The following is an 18472-nucleotide window of genomic DNA, read 5'->3' as shown; positions in this document are numbered from 1 at the left end:
GTTTCATTTTGTGTACAAACTACATCCAATGATCCAGAGAAGTCAAAAACAGCCGCGGTTAATGTGACTGGCATCCCAATAATATTTGAGACGCCATATCAAACCCTGCCGGCGCAGATCGTCATCAGTACAACGTATCGCGCACGCGCTGCGGTAAGGCGGCGTCATAAGCGTTACCGTCCACCGCTCCCTGACTTAGCGCCTGCAAAATTTCCCCCGGCGTCGGCAGATCGCCTTTAGTTAACTGACTTTCCACCGACCATAAACCGGCGCGCAAAATAGCCCGACTGCACTGGAAAAAGACCGCTTCCACCTCGATGCGGAGTACCGAACGCGGCAACTGTCCGTTGCTGGCAAAACGCGCTAACAGTTCGGGGGCAATATCGATAGTAGCCCGTCCGTTGACCCGCAACGCCTCACCTATTCCGGGGATCAGGAACAGCAGCGCCACGCGATCGTCTTCCAGCAGATTACGCAGGCTGTCGATACGGTTATTGCCCCGGCGGTCCGGCAGCAACAGCGTATGCCGATCCTCAATATGGATAAAACCGGGCGCATCGCCGCGTGGCGAGACATCCAGCCCGCCCTGCCCGGCGGTAGCCAGCGCCACAAAGGGCGCTTTTTCTATCCATGGACGATAGAGCGGATGAATGAAAGGGGTCTCCTTGACCAGCGAGGGTGACGCTGGCTGACCATAAATGCTCTCCAGGGTTGCTACATCGCGCACTATCTGTCGCTTCATACCCGTTACCTTTTAACAGAGATGTTGCCGTGACCGGCAGGATCGCGTACCGGCTTCGCTATATGCTCCTGAGTATAGCGGATGTTCCCTTTCGTTCCGCCCCAGTGCCAGAGCCTGCAGGCAATGCGCGGCGCTTCATTCACACGCCGTGCTTATCCGGTCTTTTTATCTTTACGAAGAAGCCCATCCCCTATCACAATGCCCCTCCTGGTTAAGCAGATCTCTACAGGTCTTATGAATACATTTCTGATCATCGCTCCCGAAGGCGGAATGTTGCTGGAAGCGGTCGGTATCGCTGATATTCTTGGTCACGCCAACCGCCTGAGAATCCCTTCCGCTGCGCCTTATAAGGTCACCATTGCCACTGCACAACGCCATCAGGTTATCCATGGACTTTCAGGCCTCAATCTGCTGGCTGACACCTCTCTTTACTCGCTCGACCCGCAAGAAAAGCGCCATACCATCATGGTAACAGGACGCGGCCTGACGGACGAAGAGCGGGTTGATATCTCCGACTGGCTACGCCGCGCCGCGCCAAATGCGCAGCGCGTAGTCTCTGTGTGCGGTGGCGCATTACTACTGGCACAGGCCGATCTGCTGAACGGGTGTCGGGCTACGACACACTGGCGCTTGCTGGACACGCTCCAGAGCGGCTGGCCGGCAGTACGGGTAGAAAAAGGCCCGATTTACATTCAGGATGGCGCCATATGGACATCGGCAGGGGTCAGCTCCGGGCTTGACCTGACCCTGGCGCTGGTTGAAGAAGATCATGGCTTCTCTCTGGCCCGCGATGTGGCTCAGGATATGGTCATGTTTCTGCGGCGTCCCGGCGGACAGTCCCAGTTCAGCCGTTATCTTGCCCGCCAGGCGAGAACGCCAGGCCCGCTGCGCGAGTTGCAGGCCTGGATACTGGAAAATTTGCGTGAGGACCTCACGATTGAGAGGCTCGCAGAAAAAGTCGCCATGAGCCCGCGTAATTTCACCCGGGTGTTTACCCGACAAACAGGAACCACACCCGCCAGATTTGTGGAAGAGGCCCGGCTGGATGCCGCCCGTAGATCGCTCGAACAGGGAAATACCTGCCTGAAAAAAATTGCCGCCTCAGTAGGGTTCGCTAACAGCACCTCTCTGCGACGGGTCTTTGCTCGCCACCTCCAGGTGACGCCGTCTGAATACAGGCAGCGCTTCGGCAGCCGTAACTTGTCCTGAATTGTTCGCTGATTGTCATTCAGGTCAGGCGATAACGCCGTAACTTGAACCAATCACCTCAGGGTTCAAACACGCACGTTAAGGAGTATCTATGGCCGCAGAAAAATTCAGCATTCATTTTCCTCAGGAGCAGCTTGATGATTTATCCCGCCGCCTGGAACAGATACGCTGGCCGCAGCAACCCACAGACACCGGATGGGAAAGGGGTACTCAGCGAGATGCGTTGCAGGCGCTGATAGAATACTGGAAAAACGAGTTTGACTGGCGGAGGCAGGAAGCGGAATTGAACCGCGTCGCCCATTACCGCTGCACGATTAACGGCACGGCAATCCATTTTATTCATGAGCGTGGCAAAGGTCCGTCTCCCCTTCCTCTGATCCTCACTCACGGCTGGCCGGACTCTTTTTTGCGATATCAGGAAATCATCCCCCTGCTGACTGACCCGGCACGTTTTGGTGGCTCTCCTGAAGATGCCTTTGACGTGATTATCCCCTCCGTGCCGGGATTCGGGCTGTCCGCTATTCCTGCCGGTAACGGGGTGAATAATGCCGTCGTTGCGGAAATCTGGCACCAGTTGATGACCCGTGAACTCGGGTACAACCGTTTTGCCGCTGCGGGCGGTGATATCGGCTCGGGCGTCACCCGCTACCTGGCGCAGCAGCACCCCGAAAACGTAACGGGGATTCATCTGACGGACATCGGAATTCTCCGGGAGCTGATGGCGGTTGATGATTCATCGTCATTAACGGAAGAAGAGCGACAGTACGGCCAGCTCGCCCGCGCCTGGATCGGCCAGGAAGGTGGCTACATGTCGTTACAGGCTACCCGTCCCTGGACACTGGCCTATGCCCTGAATGATTCCCCTGTCGGGCTGGCAAGCTGGATTATGGAAAAATTCCGCAACTGGAGTGACTGTAATGGCAACCTGCTGAGCCGTTTCAACTATGATCAGGTGCTGACAAATATCATGTTGTACTGGCTTACCGGCACTGCCGGTTCAGCCGCCAATATGTATTATGACAACGCCCATTCGCTTCCGCCAATCGGACAGATTCATGTCCCGGTCGGCGTAGCCTGCTTCCCGGCAGACATCCTGTTACCTCCTCGTTCCTGGGCCAGCAAGAAGTTAAACATTACCAGGTGGAGCAAACTCCCCCGGGGTGGCCATTTTACGGCCATGGAAGAACCGGAACTGTACGCTGAAGATGTTCGGGCCTTTTTCCGCTCCCTACGTGCTCGCTGAGCATTAAAAAACGCTCGGCGGCTCATACAGTTCTACAGGCCGAGTGAAACGGAAAAGTGACCTTCCTTACCTTGCAAAGGCCAATATGTCGAGGGGGATCACCCCCCTGTTTTCGCTCATTTCCTGGCGTTACCTCCCAGGGCAGACCGCAGACCGCTGCCCTTCCCACTTACCAACCATACTTCATATCCTACTGATAATTAGCAAAATGATAGAAATATTAAAATTTCCTATGGCGATAAAATAAGCATTCCGTTGACAACAAAACCCGCATAACCAATGATGCGTACACGGCGTTAACATTGTTGACAATCTACCATTTAAGCCTTAACAAAACTGTCGATAATCAGCCTTTTTATTTTCAGCATCATGCGGAGACATCACCTTGAATAACCATGTTCGGGATAATTTTCGTCACAGTATGCGGCGGCTGACCGCCACGGTTTGCGTCATCACCTGTCAGCATGAAGGGATGCGCTACGGCATCACCGCTACGGCAGTCACCTCGCTGTGCTTTGAACCGGTGTCGGTGCTGGCGTGTATCAACAGTACCTCCAGCCTGCTACACCCGCTGCTGGCAAGCGGCAAATATTGCATCAACCTGTTGAGCCACAACCATACCGCCGTTTCACAGCGCTTCAGTACGCCGCTCCCGTCAGACGAACGATTCGCCACCGGTGAATGGCGCAGCAATGCGCAGGGCGTCCCTTACCTGGCCGATGCGCAGGCCACGCTGTTTTGCGAACTGGATCAGACCCTGCCCTATGCCACGCACCATATCGTTATCGGTCAGGTTAGCGACTGCCAGTTCAGTGAAACCATAGCGCCGCTGCTCTATCAGAACGGCGCGTACGTGACATCCACCCCTTTAACCACCGCCGTTGCGGGCTAAGCAACGCGTTTTTTTCAAGCAGGAGAACAGAATGCAGCTAGGACTTTTCAGCCTCATGACCTTGCGAGACCATCCGCAGGGGGTAAAAGGCGTACTGAATGACACCCAAACCATGGTCAGAACCGCTGAAGAAGTCGGCTTTGATATTGCCTGGTTTGCCGAACACCACTTTGCCAATTACTCAAGCAGTCCATCGCCGCTGATGATGGTCGCCAATGCGGCGGGCTGGACGTCGAAAATCAAACTGGCGCCAGGCGTACTGGTGCTGCCGCTCTACCATCCGCTGCGTCTGGCGCAGGAAATTGCTGCCGTCGATGCCATGACCGATGGTCGTCTGGTGGTAGGAATGGGCACCGGTTATCAGCAGTATGAGTTTGACCGCTATAACGTCGAGCTGGACAAAAAAGTCGACATTTTCCTTGAATACTGGGAGGTGATTGAGCAGGCGCTGGTCACCGGCGAAGTGGAATATCAGGGTGAACACCTGTCGATTCCACAGACTACCTTCGCCATCAAATCGTATCAGTCACCGCTGCCGCCGCTGTTTGCCACCACTTCCCATCCTCGCCTGCTGGAACGCCTGAAGAAGTGGCAGGTCACGCCGTTCCATGCCGCCAGCACTCTTGGGTCGCCTGTGCTGTACAAAATGGTGGATGGCCTCAACCAAAGCTGGGAGAGCATCGGTGAAAATCCAGCCACGAAACCGCTGGCGATTATGCAATACGTGCATATCACCGACAGTAAAGCCGAAGCGCTGGAAGCCGCCGAGCGCGCACGCTACGTTGGCCGTATGGCGAACCATCTGCGTAAGCCGGTGCTGCCGCTGGACGAAACCGGCTATATCCGCAATGAACCGTTCGACGGCGAATATACGTTGGAACAATATGCCAATAATATGGTGGTTGGCGATCCGCATAGCGTGGCGGAAAAAATGATTGCCGATATTAAACGCCTCAACCCGGTAAATTACACCTGCAATTTCCAGTTTGGCTGTATGCCGCTCGATCGGGCACAACGTTCGCTGTATCGCTTTAGTAAAGAAGTGCTGCCGTTAATTGAAAAAGAGTTAGGACCAATCGCCGAAATTGGCCTCAAATAATCTTACCTGCTTAGTGTTGCCGTACCTTGTCCGTTAAGAAGTAAACAGTGTTATGTGGAGCCGTTGTTATTATTTCAAACCATCGCGGGGAAGTCATTATGTTGAACAAGACGACTAAATCAGTCCTTTTCATTGCATTTTCTTCTTTATTTTCCCTTCATGCTGCGCAGGCGGAATCAACGCTGGATACCGTTATTAAAGCGAAAAAATTACGCTGCGCCGTGGTATTAGATGCACCGCCGTCGGGCTTTATTACGCCGGATAATAAACCCGACGGTTACGATGTGGCTTATTGTAACGATCTGGCAAAATCACTCGGCGTCGAACCGGTGATTGTACAAACCCCAGCCTCAGACCGTATTCCGGCGCTGGTTTCCAAACGCGTCGACATTGTGGTCGGCTCAACCACCATCACCCCGGAACGCGCCATGACCGTGGCCTTCACCCAGCCTTACGTCAACTACACCATCACGGTGATGACGCGCAAAGAGACCGGCATCAAATCTTATGACGATCTGAAGGGTAAAAAGCTCGGTGCCGTTACCGGTTCAACCTTCGAACAGTTATTCAATAAAGAGCTCCAGGGACGCTGGAAAGATACCGGCACCACTTATACCGGTTACGGCAGCGACGCCGATGTGTTTATGGCGCTGCAACAGGGAAAAGTTGACGGTATTTTGCAGGCGACGTCCGTCTATAGCACGCTGGAAAAAAGCGGACAGTTTCCCACCTTCACCGCCGCCGGGCTGGCGCCGCTCTCTGATATGGATGGTCTTGTAGTCCGTCGCGGCGACCCGGAATTCCTCAACTGGGCGCGGGTATTCGTCTGGCATCAGGTCGTCTCAGGCCGCTACGCCGAACTGTATAAAAAATATATGGGCGACGGTCCGCTGCCTTCCCTGACCATGGCCGGCGTCGATTTCTAAGTCACCCGTAAACATTGTCTGACATACCAGGTTACGCCCATGCAGGATTATCAGTTTTACTGGTCAATCGTCTTTGACGCATTGCCGCAATTATTATCTGGCGCCTGGGTGACATTGCAGATCACGCTATTATCGGTGGTAATCGGTATGGCCTTTGCCATACCGATGTCTGTAATTCGCCAAAACGGCAGTGGCTGGAAATATTATTTCACCAGCTGGTGGGTGGAATTATCACGCAACACGCCGGTGCTGTTTCAGGTTTATATCATGTATTTCGGCCTTGGCGCGCTGGAAATTAACATCTCCAGCTACAGGGCGGTATTAATTGCCATTGCCTTTAATAACGCAGGCTATATGGCGGAGATTTTCCGTGGCGGCCTGAATGTGATTCCACGCCAGCAAATGTCTACCGCCCGTTCGCTGGGCATGACATCGCGCCAGGCTTTTCGTCATGTGATCTTCCCGCAGGTATTTAAGGTGGTGTTTTTGCCGTTCATCACCCAGTGCGTCTGGGCGATGCTCAATACCTCGCTGGGGATGCTGGTTGGGCTGCGCGAGCTGTCCGGCGCGACGCAATACGCGCAGTCCGTCAGCTTTCGCACCTTTGAATTTTTCCTTGTCACTGCCGGTATCTACTACGCCATCGCCAAATTCATCCAGTTTGGCGCGCAGCTGACCTTCCGTCTGATGTACCGGAGGTAACCATGCAATTTGTTCTTGGCTATCAACCTTTGCAGTGGTCCGACAGCGGCTATCTGTTGCTGGGTGCGCTTAATACGCTGGCGATGGCAGGCACTGCCGGGCTGCTCGGCACCTTAGTCGGCATTCCGCTTGGCTGGGCGCGGGCTTCATCGTTCAGTTTTCAGTTACTGAGCGCGCCACTGGTCGATATCTTCCGCAGCGTGCCGATGATCATCATCCTGATTGTGCTTAATAGCCTGTTTTCATTAATGAACATCCCGACATCGCCTTACGTGCTCGGTAGCCTGGCCCTCGGCGTCTGGATGGCCTGCGTCACCTCGGAAGTCTCGCGCGCCAGCTTTCTGGCGGTGCCGCATACCTTTCGCCGCGGCGCACGCTCGCTGGGGATGAATGGCTGGCAGGAGCTACGCCATATTTCGCTGCCGCTGGCGCTGCGCAACGGGCTGAGCGCCTGGGTCAATCTGCTGCTCAGCCTGATCAAAGACAGCGCGCTGGCTAGCGTCGTCGGCTACGTCGAATTTATGCGCGCTACCCAGACGCTGATTAACCGTACCCACGAAACCTGGCTGCTGCTGCTGGGCACCGGCCTGTTTTACTTCCTCATCTGTTACCCGGTTTCCCGCTACAGCCGTTATCTGGAAAAAAAGGTGGCTCTATGATCGAAATTCGCAATGTGCAAAAAGCCTTCGGTGCCGTCAACGTACTGAAAGGTATCGACCTGACCATTGATAAGGGCGAACTGGTGTGCCTGATTGGCGCCAGTGGCTCCGGCAAATCCACGCTGTTGCAATGTATTAACGGACTGGAAAACATCCAGGGCGGAGAAATTGTGGTCGACGGCATTCCGGTACACGCGGCCAGTACCAATATCAACCAGCTGCGCCGTAAGTTGGGCATTGTGTTCCAGCAATACAACGCCTTTCCCCATCTCAATGCGCAGGAGAACGTGGCGCTGGCGCCGCAGGTGGTGGCGAAACTCGGCAAACGGGAAGCGCTCAAGCTGGCGCAAAAGCATCTGGAGCACGTCGGGCTGGGCGGCAAAGCCCTGATGATGCCGTCGCACCTTTCCGGCGGGCAGCTTCAGCGGCTGGCAATTGCTCGCGCGCTGGCAATGAATCCTTCTTACATGCTGTTTGACGAAGTGACCTCGGCGCTGGATCCGGAACTGGTGGGCGAAGTGCTGGCTACCATGCGGCTGCTGAAATCGGAAGGGATGACCATGGTGGTGGTGACCCACGACATTGGCTTTGTTCGTGAATCCGCTGACCGCGTGGCCTTTCTGCATCAGGGCAATATAGGTGAGATCGGCAGCGCGGTTCAGGTGATCGACCACCCCAGCCAGGAACAGACACGCAAATTTATGCGGCGCGAACGGCGCAGCGAACAGGCGGCCTGATCGGGCCATTACTCCCTCGTTTATTCAGGAGAAGCAGCACATGATGACATTCAATTTGCAGGGCAAAACGGCGTTAGTCACTGGCGGGGCCAGCGGTATTGGTTTTGAAGTCGCGTCTCTGATGGCGCGCAGCGGCGCCCTGGTGGCGATTAACTACCTCCCCGGCGATCCACGAGGCGAGCAGGCGCTGGCAACGCTGAAAGCCGAAGGGCTGGAAGCAATAGCCGCGCCGGGTGACCTGTCGGACCCTGCTCAGGCAGAGACCATGGTAAAAGAGGCCGTTAAGGCACTCGGCCACCTCGACCTGCTGGTGAATAACGCCGGGACGCCCGGCGTTACCAAACCGATCCCAATACAGGATCTGGAGAGCGTCTCGGAAGCGCTGTGGCAAACGCTGCTCAACGTCAATCTGATGAGCGTCTTTCGCTGCTCAAAAGCCGCTGCCGCCAGCCTCAAAGCCAGCCAGGGGGCGATTGTGAATACCGCGTCCATTGCCGGTTTTGGATCGATTGCCAGCACCCTCGCCTACAGCGCCTCGAAGGCGGGCGTGATTAACCTGACGAAAAACCTCGCCCATGCGCTGGCCCCGGAAGTCCGCGTTAACGCCGTGGCGCCTGGCTCGGTGGAAAGCTCGTGGGCGATTGAATGGTCCGAAGAGCGCCGCCGCAGCACCGTGGCGGCCACCCCGCTACAGCGCTGGTGCACGCCTGACGACGTAGCGGAACTGATTGTTTATCTCGGCTTTGCCGGCCGGATGATCACCGGACAAACGGTGATCATCGACGGCGGAATTTCCATTTAACTTTTGCCACTATCCTCAGGGAACATCATGATCAACGAAATCATCAAAGTGAAATCGGGCAGCATTCTGGAAGATCAGGAGAGCTACTCCCGCGTGCTGGTATTGGGCGACTGGATTTTTATGTCCCTGACCGCCGGACGCGATTACAAAACGCGCATCATGCCGGACACGGCAGTGGCCCAGGCTGAACAGGCGTTTCGCAATGTCGAAGGCGCGCTGGCCTCGGTCGGGGCTTCGCTGGCCGACGTGGTGCGTTCGCGCCTGTTTATTCCACGCCAGGAGGATGTTAAAGCCGTGATGGCGTTTATTGGCGAGAAGTATCGCGGTATCGACCCCACCAGCTGCGTTACCTGCGCACCGCTCGGCGGTCCGGAATATCTGTTTGAGGTAGAGATCACCGCCTGGCGCGGCGCGGGTGAATTGCCGCAGCAGCGACGGGTGATTGCATTGTAAAACCCTGTTTGGGGCAGTATTCCAGGTCGGCATTGATGCTGACCTGGATTAAGGCTTATTTCACCTTCTTCACAATTTTCCCGACACTCTGCTCTTTCTCCACCAGCGCCATATACCGCGACACGGCTTTGGCGAATTTGTCTTTCCAGATGGCGAGCGCTTTGTCGATATCACGCGCTTTAATCGCCGCGACCAGGGCCACCACGTATTGCTGCGCGTCGGCTTCACGTTCGGTATAAACAATACCGGTCAGGTTATTGAAACGCTTTACCTCCACCGTAGTTTCCGCGAAATAGCGCGCGCATCGCTCCAGCCCGCTGGCGATCACGATGGTTTCCTGGAACTCAAGGTCGTTCAGAATGGTCGCCTGCTGATTGTCCTGACGCGCCAGCCTGAGGGCCGCGTTAGCCATCTTCTCCAGCGCTTTCATCTCACTGGCAAACGGCAGCGCCGGATTATCGTGAAACGCCTTCAGCGCCAGTTCGCCCAGAGCCGAACGGATGGCATACACCTCCAGAATGCTGGCAGGGTCAAGTTTCGCCACCACCGCCCCCCGATTGGGACGAACATCCACCAGCCCCTCCTGGTTCAGACGGCGCAGCGCTTCGCGGATAGGATGACGTGAGATATTGAGCTGTTCGGTAAGGTTCTTTTCAACCAGGCGGTCACCAGGCCGAAATAGCCCCTTAATAATGGCGGCCCGAATCTGGTCGGCCGCATATTCCGAGCTGGCAATATTGTTCATTGGCACCAGTTGCGCCCGGCTTACGGCATCTTTTTTGATCGGCATGACGGTAAGACATCCCTGAGTTAAGGAAACAAAAAAATAGCATAGCGGCTGAAGTCGCTGATTGTCGACAATCTTCGGCACGAAGAAAGACCTGAGCACCGGCTCAGGTCGCTTAAGGGGAGTGAGGCTGACGCAACGGATTAATGCCAGGCGATCCGGTTCATAAAATCCTGAGTACGCTGATGTCTGGGGGCCGTGAAAATCTCTTCCGGCGTACCAAACTCAATAATTTTGCCCTGATCCATCATCGCCACTTTGTGCGACACCTCGCGGACAAAGCGCATCTCGTGGGAGACCAGAATCATGGTGATCCCTTCGCGCGACAGCTGACGTACAGTATTCAGCACTTCGCTTACCAGTTCCGGGTCCAGCGCCGAGGTCACCTCGTCCAGCAGCAAAATTTGCGGTTTCAGCGCCAGCGCGCGGCTGATAGCGACCCGCTGCTGCTGGCCCCCGGACAGACTGGCCGGGTAGGCTTCGGCTTTGTGGCGCATACCGACCTTATCCAGCAGCGCCATCGCCTCCTCAAGCACCACTTTCCGGTCGCGCTTCTGCACTTTAACCGGCGTCACCATGACGTTTTCCAGCACGCTCATATTCTGGAACAGGTTGTACTGCTGAAACACGATAGCAACCTTCTCACGGATCTCGCTCACGCTGGACATCGAGTCGTAATCCACCTCGTTGTTCTGCACGCGCACCGCCCCGCCTTCGGGCCTGGTCAGTCCCATAATTACCCGCAGCAGCGTACTCTTCCCAGAGCCGGAACCGCCAATCAGGCTGACAATTTCACCAGGCTTCACGGTCAGGTTGATGCCGTTCAGCACCCGATGCTCACCGTAAGAGCACTTCAGTTCAACAATTTCTAACTGCGACATAGCATCACTCCGGTACACGCCATCAGGGCGGCGATAAGGGTGAAAGGGGGTTGGTCATGCTGGCTGGGACGCGGGCTGCCGCCGTCCCCGGCGAGGCCAGACGACGTTCCAGCCGCTGTCCCACCAGACTTAGCGGATATGACATGGCAAAGTAAATCAGCAGGATCACGCCATAAATCAGGAACTCGGAGTACCCACGGCTGATAAGGATCTTGGCGGAAAAGGTCAGTTCTACCACGCCAAGTTGCGATGCCAGCGCCGTGTCTTTAATAAAGGAGACCATAAAGCTGAACGCGGGCGGGATCACCACCTTCCACGCCTGCGGCAAGATCACGTAAAGCACAATCTGGCGGTAGCTGAAATTGAGCGTCTGCGCGGCCTCAATCTGAGTGTGTGACACCGACTCGAAGCCGGTGCGAAAGATCTCGGCCATATAGGCGCTGGCGATCAGACACACTGAGATCAGCGCAATCACATAAAACGACAGACTGTAGCCGAAGCCCTGGAACAGAAAGAACATCAGAAACAGCGTGACCAGAAACGGAATGCGGCGCAGTAATTCCACCGCGACAATCGCCACCGCGCGCAGCGGCAGAAACAGGGGATGGCGCGTCTGGCGCAGGCAGGCAATTAAAAAACCCATCAGCAGCCCAACTGAACAGCCGATGGCTGACAGGCTCAGCGTGTTAAGCGCCGCCTCCAGAATAAACTCCAGCGTGAACTGGCTGAACAGATTGGTTAATTGCTGCGACAATGTAAGCATCAGATAAACCTCGCCCGTACACGGAAACACCAGTAGCCGATAGCATAAAGAAAGGCGCTGGCGATAAAGGTGAGCACCACGTACAGTCCGGCGGCAACGGCGAACGATTCAATGCTGCGGAAGGTACTGGCGCTGATTTCAATCACCGCGCCGGTCAGTTCGTTGACGCCGAACAGACCGCCGATCGAGCTACCGAGCAGTATCCAGATAAAAAAGTTGGAGAGCAGCGGATAGATGGTTTTCGCCAGATGCGGCAACGTGACGAAACGAAAGCGCTGCATAAGGGACATATTGAGCGTTTCCGCCGCTTCCAGCTCCGCTTTATTCACCGATACCAGCCCGCTGCGCATGATGTCGGTGAGATAGGCTCCGGCATTGAGCGACAGCCCAATAAGCACTGCCGTCATCGGCGACAGCACAATGCCAAAATCCGGCAGGCCATAAAACAGGACGAAGATCTGAATCAGCGAAGGCGTGTTGGTAAAAAACACCACGTAGCCCCGCACCATACGGCGAACGCCTGGCCGGGCGTGCTGCACGGCTAACGCGCCGAGCAGCCCAATCACGCAGCCAATCCAGAAGGCGAGAAAAGCAACCAGTAGCGTGATCAGCGCCCCCGACAGCAGCTCAGGCCAGTGCTTTATCACCTCGCCAAATTGAAAACTGTAATGCATAGCGGATTACTCCTGTGTGGCTGCGTCCTGAGACATCAGAAGTACGGTGAGGGCACCACTTTCACCAGCATCGGGGCTTTAAACCACTTTTCCCACGTCTGATTAACGAAGCCGCTGGTGTGCACATCGTATAGCGCAGTATTCAGCACGTCGCGCAGCGCGGTATTGTTCTGCGCCAGACCGATACCGTCATAGGCGGTGTTCAGCGCTTCCGGCAGCACTTTCCACTGCACGTTGGGATAGTTTTTGGTAAAGGGCACGTAGAACTCAATGTTCTCGACCAGCGCATCGGCCCGCCCCTGCGCCAGTGAGCGAATGGTATCCGCCATGGTGTCAACGTAGAGAATTTTCGCCTTCGGGAGATTCTGCTTCAGGAAGTCTGTGGTCCAGACGCCGCGAATCAGCACCAGGGTATATTTTTCGTCGTTCAGCTCTTTCCAGCTTTTGATGTCCACTTTACTGGTGGTCAGCACGCCCATCGATTCAGTATGCAGCGGCACCGTATAGCTAATAGATTTGGCGCGCTCCACGGTACGGGTTAAGCCGCCGAGGCAAATATCGATCCGGTCCGCAACCAGGAACGGCACGCGCTGGGCAATTTCGGTCATCACGAATTCGGTTTTCACCCCTAATTCGCTCGCCAGTTTATTAGCAATATCGACGTCAAAACCTTCCAGCTGATTAGTCGCGCCAATCGACGATTGCGGTGGCGAATTGGGTAATACGCCGACGCGGATTACGCCACTTTTAATAATCTCATCTAAGGTCCTGGCATTGGCAACATTCACGGCAAGTAATAATACGAAAACACCGAGCAACACTGTTATCAGTTTTTTAAACATAGCGCTTTCTCACCTTTAAAGGAGTAATGCGTATTTTTCCCGAAACGGAGGATTGATGATTGTCAACAATCCACTTTTTGTCAATCAGTTTTAATCTTGTCAAATCGGACGATAAAGTTGTTTATAATCAATGGAATTAAACGGTTAGGCGGGGATGTTCCGATCGGGTGCAGTCAGTACGTCACTAACATATTGATCTCAATTAAGTATACCAATTACTTATATTTTTTAACTTCAATTTCGACAAAAATTAACCATCAAGGTGCAGGGTGCACCAGTAAAAGGCACCATGGCGTTTATTTTACCAGATGGTAAAAACAATCAGAAATAATCCTCCTCGTTTCACTCAGTAAAAAAAGGGTATTCCAAAGAGAAGCTGGAGTATTTAATAAACTCACAATCGAAGAGAGAAATGCCCCGGGTTTAAATTCGGCTTCCTTTAGCACCAGAAGTCCGGCAGGATAAATCCCCCTCAACAAGGGGGATATTTTGATAAGAGAATGACTGTTGGATAGCGTGCCACGGGAAATATTGGCCCGCTAATAACCCGGCGTCAGTGCACTACCGCTCAGTGTCCTGACGAAAGCAACGGCTTCATGATGATGCCCCTTCCTGGGGCGTGGCGCTGGTTTCTGCGGCTTCTTCCTCTTTCAGCCGTTCACTGAGGCGTCGTACCCGAAACAGCCGGAGCATGATGACAAAGAACGCCGGTACAAAGAAAATCGCCAGGAAAGTGCTGGTCAGCATACCGCCAATGACCCCAGTGCCAATGGCGTTCTGGCTGCCGGAGCCTGCCCCGCTGGCTACCACTAACGGTACCACGCCGAGAATAAACGCCAGCGAAGTCATCAGAATGGGCCGCAGTCGCTGCCTGGCGGCATGAACCACTGCCTCTACCGGACTGGCTCCGGCTTCGAAGTGCGCTCTGGCGAACTCAACGATCAGAATGGCGTTTTTCGCTGCCAGCCCGATGGTGGTCAACAGTCCTACCTGAAAATAGACGTCGTTAGACAGCCCGCGCAGCAAAGTGGCCGTCACCGCGCCGACCACTCCCAGCGGCACCACCAGCATTACCGCACTGGGGATACTCCAGCTCTCATACAGCGCCGCGAGGCAGAGAAACACCACAATCAGCGAGATAGCATACAGCGCCGGGGCCTGGGCACCGGATAACCGCTCCTCAAACGACAGACCGGTCCAGTCAAACCCTACGCCGGGCGGCATAGTGCCGGCAATGCGTTCCATTTCCGCCATCGCCTCGCCTGAGCTGAATCCTTCCGCAGGTTCACCCTGCAGGTTAAACGACGGCGCACCATTATAACGATTGAGCTTTTGCGCGCCGTAGCTCCATTTAGCGCTGGCGAACGCCGAGAACGGCACCATATCGCCATTATCATTACGAACGAACCACTGCTCTAAATCCTGTGGCAGCATACGTGAGGGAGCATCGCCCTGCATATATACCCGTTTCACCCGACCACGATCGATAAAATCATTTACATAGCCGGTGCCCCAGGCCAGAGAGAGTGTGCGGTTGACTTCGCCAATCGACACACCCAGCGCCCGAGCCTTCTCACGGTCAATCAGCAATTCGTATTGCGGAGCATCCTCAATACCGTTGGATCGCACCCTGTTTAATATCGGGCTCTGCCCCGCCGCAGCCAGAAACTGGTTACGCGCGTCCAGCAGTCGCTCATGACCGATACCGCCACGATCCATTAATTGGAAGTTGAAACCCGACACGTTACCCAATTCCCGCACCGCTGGCGGCGATACGACTATGGTGCGGGTATCACGGAATTCCCTGGCGAACTGGCCATTAAGGCGGACGGCCAGCGCATCGGCCTTCTGCTCAGGATTTTGTCGCTGATCCCAGTCGCGTAGCCGGATAAACAATGTGCCGACATTCTGCCCCCGACCGCCAAAATTGAAACCGGAAATGGCAAACACCGAGCGCACGCTGTCTTTTTCCATTCTGAGCAGATAGTCAGTGGCGCTGTGCAGCGTGTCGCGGGTACGCTCCCCTGTCGCGCCCGCTGGCGCCTGAATCTGGGCGAACAGCATTGCCTGATCCTCCTGCGGCAGGAACGAGGTCGGAATACGGGTGAACAGCCACCCGGTAGCGATGGCAATGACCAGATAGATCGCCATCAGCCTGCGCGGACGGCTGAGCCCTCGCATTACCGAAGCGGCGTAACGTTGATTAGCCCAGGCTACGCGTCGGTTAAACCAGCCAAAGAAGCCTTTACGCTCCGTATGCTGTTGAGTATTGACCGGCTTGAGCAGCGTGGCGCACAGAGCCGGGGTAAACACTACCGCGACAATCACCGACAGCGCCATTGAGGAGACGATGGTGATGGAAAATTGCCGATAGATAACGCCGGTCGATCCACCAAAAAACGCCATCGGCACAAACACTGCCGCCAGCACCATGGCGATCCCCACCAGCGCCCCGGTGATTTGCTCCATCGATTTGCGGGTAGCCTGCCGGGGTGATAACCCCTCTTCATGCATGATTCGTTCAACGTTTTCTACCACCACGATAGCGTCATCAACCAGCAAGCCAATCGCCAGAACCATGCCGAACATAGTCAGGGTATTGATCGAGTAGCCAAACACCGCCAGCACGCCGAAAGTGCCAAGCAGAACCACCGGCACCGCCAGCGTCGGGATCAGCGTGGCACGCAGGTTTTGCAGGAACAAGTACATTACGGCAAAGACCAGAATGATCGCCTCCACCAGGGTTCGCACCACGTTCTCAATCGACAAACTAATAAACGGAATGGTGTCGTAGGCATTAACCACCTCCATGCCCGGTGGGAAGAACGGCGTTAACTCATCCAGGGTGGCGCGCACCGCTTTTGCCGTTTCCACCGCGTTGGCGTTGGTCGCCAGCCGAACCCCCAATCCCACCGCCGCAGCACCGTTATAGTAGCTATCGGTGGAGTAGTTCTGCGCCCCCAATTCAATGCGCGCCACATCCGCCAGCCTGACTCGCGAGCCGTCCGGATTGGCCTTTAGCAGAATCTGGCCGAATTGTTCCGGCGTCTGCAAACGCGAGGGGCCAATCACCGTGGCGTTCAGCTCCTGCCCCGGCAGTGCGGGCTGCTCCCCCAGCTGGCCGGACGATATCTGAACATTCTGCTCCTGAATGGCATTGCTGATATCGCTGGCGGTCAGGCTGTAGTTCACCAGCGCAGCCGGATTTAGCCAGATACGCATGGCATAAGGCGATCCAAACAGCTGAAAGTCACCTACGCCGCTGGTGCGGCTGATGGGGTCCTGCACATAGGAGGCAACGTAGTCCGCCAAATCCTGGCGGGTCATGCTGCCATCATTCGACACAAAGGCCAGTATCATCAGAAAACTGGTCGAGGCCTTAGTTACGCGGATACCCTGCTGTTGTACTTCCAGCGGCAACAGCGGCTGGGCCAGCGCCAGCTTGTTCTGCACCTGTACCTGAGCGGTATCAGCGTTGGTGCCCTGCGCAAAGGTCAGCGCAATAGTCATGCTGCCGTCTGAATTGCTCTCGGAGGAAATATATTGCAGCTTGTCCAGCCCGTTCATCTGCTGCTCAATCACCTGCACTACCGTGTCCTGCACCGTTTTCGCCGATGCCCCCGGATAAGTAACCTGAATACTGATGGTTGGCGGCGCGATGGCCGGATACTGCGCCACCGGCAGGGTAAGAATGGCCAGCAGACCGCAAAGCATCATGATAATCGCCAGAACCCAGGCAAAAACCGGCCGTTCGATAAAGAATTTAGCCATTGCTTGCCTCCTCAGACTGACCTTCCGGTTTTACGCTGACCGTGACCGGGGAAGGTTGCCACTCCACTGCGGTTACCTGCGAGCCAGGACGCACCATTTGCCCCCCTTCAACAATGACCCGATCGCCTGGTGCAAGGCCTGCCGATACCAGCCAGCGATCGCCCAGCGCGCGTTCGGTGATCAGCTTACGCAGCGCGACTTTACCCGTAGACTCCACCACCAGAGCTGTCGCCTCCCCGCGCGGGTTGCGCGTTACGCCGCGCTGCGGCACCAGCAGGCCACTTTCTGCCGCCATGCCGTCCATCAGCCGCGCACGAACGAACATACCCGGCAGTAACAGACGTTGGGGATTTGGAAATACCGCGCGCAGTACTACCGAGCCAGTGGATCGATCGACTGAAATCTCGGAAAACTGCAGTTTTCCAGGGTGGGCGTAATGCGTGCCGTCCTCCAGCGTTAAGGTGACGGCTGCCGATTGCTGGTCCTCTCCCGGCGTTAACACGCCGCTGGTCAGCGCGCTTTTCAGCCGTAACAGTTGAGCACTGGACTGTGTGATATCCACATAGATAGGATCAATCTGTTGTACCGCCGCCACCGCGCCAGTCTGCTGCGCCGTCACCAGCGCACCTTCCGTTACGGCTGAGCGACCAATCACACCGTCTATTGGCGACAGCACTTGGGTATACACCAGATTGATGCGCGCGGTGACGCGGTCAGCCTCGGCAGCCTGAACATCGGCCTGCGCCTGCTGCTGAGCGGCAACGGCGTCGTCATAAGCCTGACGACTGATAACCCGACTCTCAACCAGCGGACGATAACGCTGCATTAATAGCGTTGCCGTGCGCAGCTGCGCATTGGCCCGAACCAGCGCGGCGCTGCGGCGGTTATACTCCGCCTGGTAGAGCGCCGGATCAATTTGGTACAGCGGCTGTTGCGCTTTTACCTCGTCACCTTCGTTAAACAACCTTTTTTGCACAATCCCCCCCACCTGCGGTCGTACTTCAGCGTTACGAAAGGCGCTGGTGCGCCCCGGCAGCTCGCTGGTCAACGTTACAGGCTGAGTTTTCAAGGTGACCACGCCTACTCGCGGCGCCGGGGGTGGCGCTGCCGGTGGCGCTTTTCGGGCTGCCATCACCATCCACAGGGAGAGAGAGACAGCGATAACAATCACGCCGACGGAAAGAGAGGCGATTTTGGCGTTCATAGAGAGGTTTCCTTTTACATGCTGGACAGCGCTGGAGAGCGGCATGGGATTTACTCTACGAGCGGATAACTGACCTCAACGTGACC

Annotated in this window: 18 protein-coding genes; 10 read left to right on the top strand and 8 right to left on the bottom strand. The window is 55.7% G+C overall.

The genetic code is table 11. From position 1 onward, the window contains the following. Positions 1–124: 124 nt before the first annotated feature. On the bottom strand, positions 125–742 hold the full coding sequence (locus tag NG99_RS13285; protein ID WP_034893466.1) for a pyridoxamine 5'-phosphate oxidase family protein: 618 nt from the start codon (positions 740–742) through the stop codon (positions 125–127). A 234-nt stretch (positions 743–976) separates the two neighbouring features. Here NG99_RS13285 and NG99_RS13280 point away from each other — a divergent pair, with 234 nt between their 5' ends. The 10 genes from NG99_RS13280 to NG99_RS13235 all read left to right on the top strand — a co-directional run bounded on the left by NG99_RS13280 (position 977) and on the right by NG99_RS13235 (position 9464). Continuing rightward, positions 977–1951 carry a GlxA family transcriptional regulator gene (locus NG99_RS13280; protein ID WP_034893558.1) on the top strand — a complete coding sequence of 325 codons (975 nt, stop codon included), beginning with the start codon at positions 977–979 and terminating at the stop codon, positions 1949–1951. A 91-nt stretch (positions 1952–2042) separates the two neighbouring features. Next, positions 2043–3194, top strand: a complete 1152-nt coding sequence (locus NG99_RS13275; RefSeq protein ID WP_034893463.1) for an epoxide hydrolase family protein — start codon at positions 2043–2045, stop codon at positions 3192–3194. A gap of 385 nt (positions 3195–3579) precedes the next feature. Beyond that, complete coding sequence (locus NG99_RS13270; protein WP_198138774.1) at positions 3580–4086, top strand: flavin reductase family protein; 507 nt, start codon at positions 3580–3582, stop codon at positions 4084–4086. A gap of 31 nt (positions 4087–4117) precedes the next feature. Continuing rightward, the gene (locus NG99_RS13265; RefSeq protein WP_034893457.1) at positions 4118–5185 is read left to right on the top strand and encodes an LLM class flavin-dependent oxidoreductase; all 1068 of its coding nucleotides are present in this window, start codon (positions 4118–4120) and stop codon (positions 5183–5185) included. 98 nt (positions 5186–5283) lie between these two features. Then, positions 5284–6111 (top strand): transporter substrate-binding domain-containing protein, encoded by an 828-nt coding sequence (locus NG99_RS13260; RefSeq protein WP_034893552.1) that lies wholly within the window; start codon positions 5284–5286, stop codon positions 6109–6111. Between the two features lie 39 nt (positions 6112–6150). Then, positions 6151–6813, top strand: coding sequence for an amino acid ABC transporter permease (locus tag NG99_RS13255; protein ID WP_034893454.1), 663 nt, complete (start codon positions 6151–6153; stop codon positions 6811–6813). Between the two features lie 2 nt (positions 6814–6815). Next, on the top strand, positions 6816–7472 hold the full coding sequence (locus NG99_RS13250; protein ID WP_034893452.1) for an amino acid ABC transporter permease: 657 nt from the start codon (positions 6816–6818) through the stop codon (positions 7470–7472). Beyond that, positions 7469–8209 (top strand): amino acid ABC transporter ATP-binding protein, encoded by a 741-nt coding sequence (locus tag NG99_RS13245; protein ID WP_034893448.1) that lies wholly within the window; start codon positions 7469–7471, stop codon positions 8207–8209. The genes NG99_RS13250 and NG99_RS13245 overlap by 4 nt, the downstream gene beginning before the upstream one ends. A 40-nt stretch (positions 8210–8249) precedes the next feature. Beyond that, positions 8250–9011 carry an SDR family NAD(P)-dependent oxidoreductase gene (locus NG99_RS13240; protein WP_034893446.1) on the top strand — a complete coding sequence of 254 codons (762 nt, stop codon included), beginning with the start codon at positions 8250–8252 and terminating at the stop codon, positions 9009–9011. 27 nt (positions 9012–9038) lie between these two features. Beyond that, positions 9039–9464: a Rid family hydrolase gene (locus NG99_RS13235; RefSeq protein ID WP_034893443.1), complete on the top strand. Its 426-nt coding sequence runs from the start codon at positions 9039–9041 to the stop codon at positions 9462–9464. A 55-nt stretch (positions 9465–9519) separates the two neighbouring features. Here the strand turns inward: NG99_RS13235 and NG99_RS13230 are convergent, their stop codons facing one another. The 7 genes from NG99_RS13230 to NG99_RS13200 all read right to left on the bottom strand — a co-directional run bounded on the left by NG99_RS13230 (position 9520) and on the right by NG99_RS13200 (position 18386). Beyond that, positions 9520–10254, bottom strand: a complete 735-nt coding sequence (locus tag NG99_RS13230; RefSeq protein WP_198138773.1) for a GntR family transcriptional regulator — start codon at positions 10252–10254, stop codon at positions 9520–9522. Between the two features lie 140 nt (positions 10255–10394). Beyond that, complete coding sequence (locus NG99_RS13225) at positions 10395–11132, bottom strand: amino acid ABC transporter ATP-binding protein (protein WP_034893440.1); 738 nt, start codon at positions 11130–11132, stop codon at positions 10395–10397. Between the two features lie 22 nt (positions 11133–11154). Continuing rightward, positions 11155–11895 carry an amino acid ABC transporter permease gene (locus NG99_RS13220; RefSeq protein WP_052130700.1) on the bottom strand — a complete coding sequence of 247 codons (741 nt, stop codon included), beginning with the start codon at positions 11893–11895 and terminating at the stop codon, positions 11155–11157. Then, entirely contained in the window at positions 11895–12569 is a 675-nt protein-coding gene (locus NG99_RS13215) for an amino acid ABC transporter permease (RefSeq protein WP_034893437.1), read from the bottom strand. The genes NG99_RS13220 and NG99_RS13215 overlap by 1 nt, the downstream gene beginning before the upstream one ends. A 35-nt stretch (positions 12570–12604) precedes the next feature. Continuing rightward, on the bottom strand, positions 12605–13411 hold the full coding sequence (locus NG99_RS13210) for a transporter substrate-binding domain-containing protein (protein WP_034893434.1): 807 nt from the start codon (positions 13409–13411) through the stop codon (positions 12605–12607). A gap of 594 nt (positions 13412–14005) precedes the next feature. After that, positions 14006–17182 (bottom strand): efflux RND transporter permease subunit, encoded by a 3177-nt coding sequence (locus NG99_RS13205; RefSeq protein WP_034893433.1) that lies wholly within the window; start codon positions 17180–17182, stop codon positions 14006–14008. Further along, positions 17175–18386, bottom strand: coding sequence for an efflux RND transporter periplasmic adaptor subunit (locus NG99_RS13200; RefSeq protein ID WP_034893430.1), 1212 nt, complete (start codon positions 18384–18386; stop codon positions 17175–17177). Before NG99_RS13200 ends, NG99_RS13205 begins: the two co-directional genes overlap by 8 nt. Positions 18387–18472: the final 86 nt, after the last annotated feature.

The organism is Erwinia typographi, from assembly GCF_000773975.1.
GTDB lineage: Bacteria > Pseudomonadota > Gammaproteobacteria > Enterobacterales > Enterobacteriaceae > Erwinia > Erwinia typographi.
This window is presented reverse-complemented; position numbering and strand designations above follow the sequence as displayed.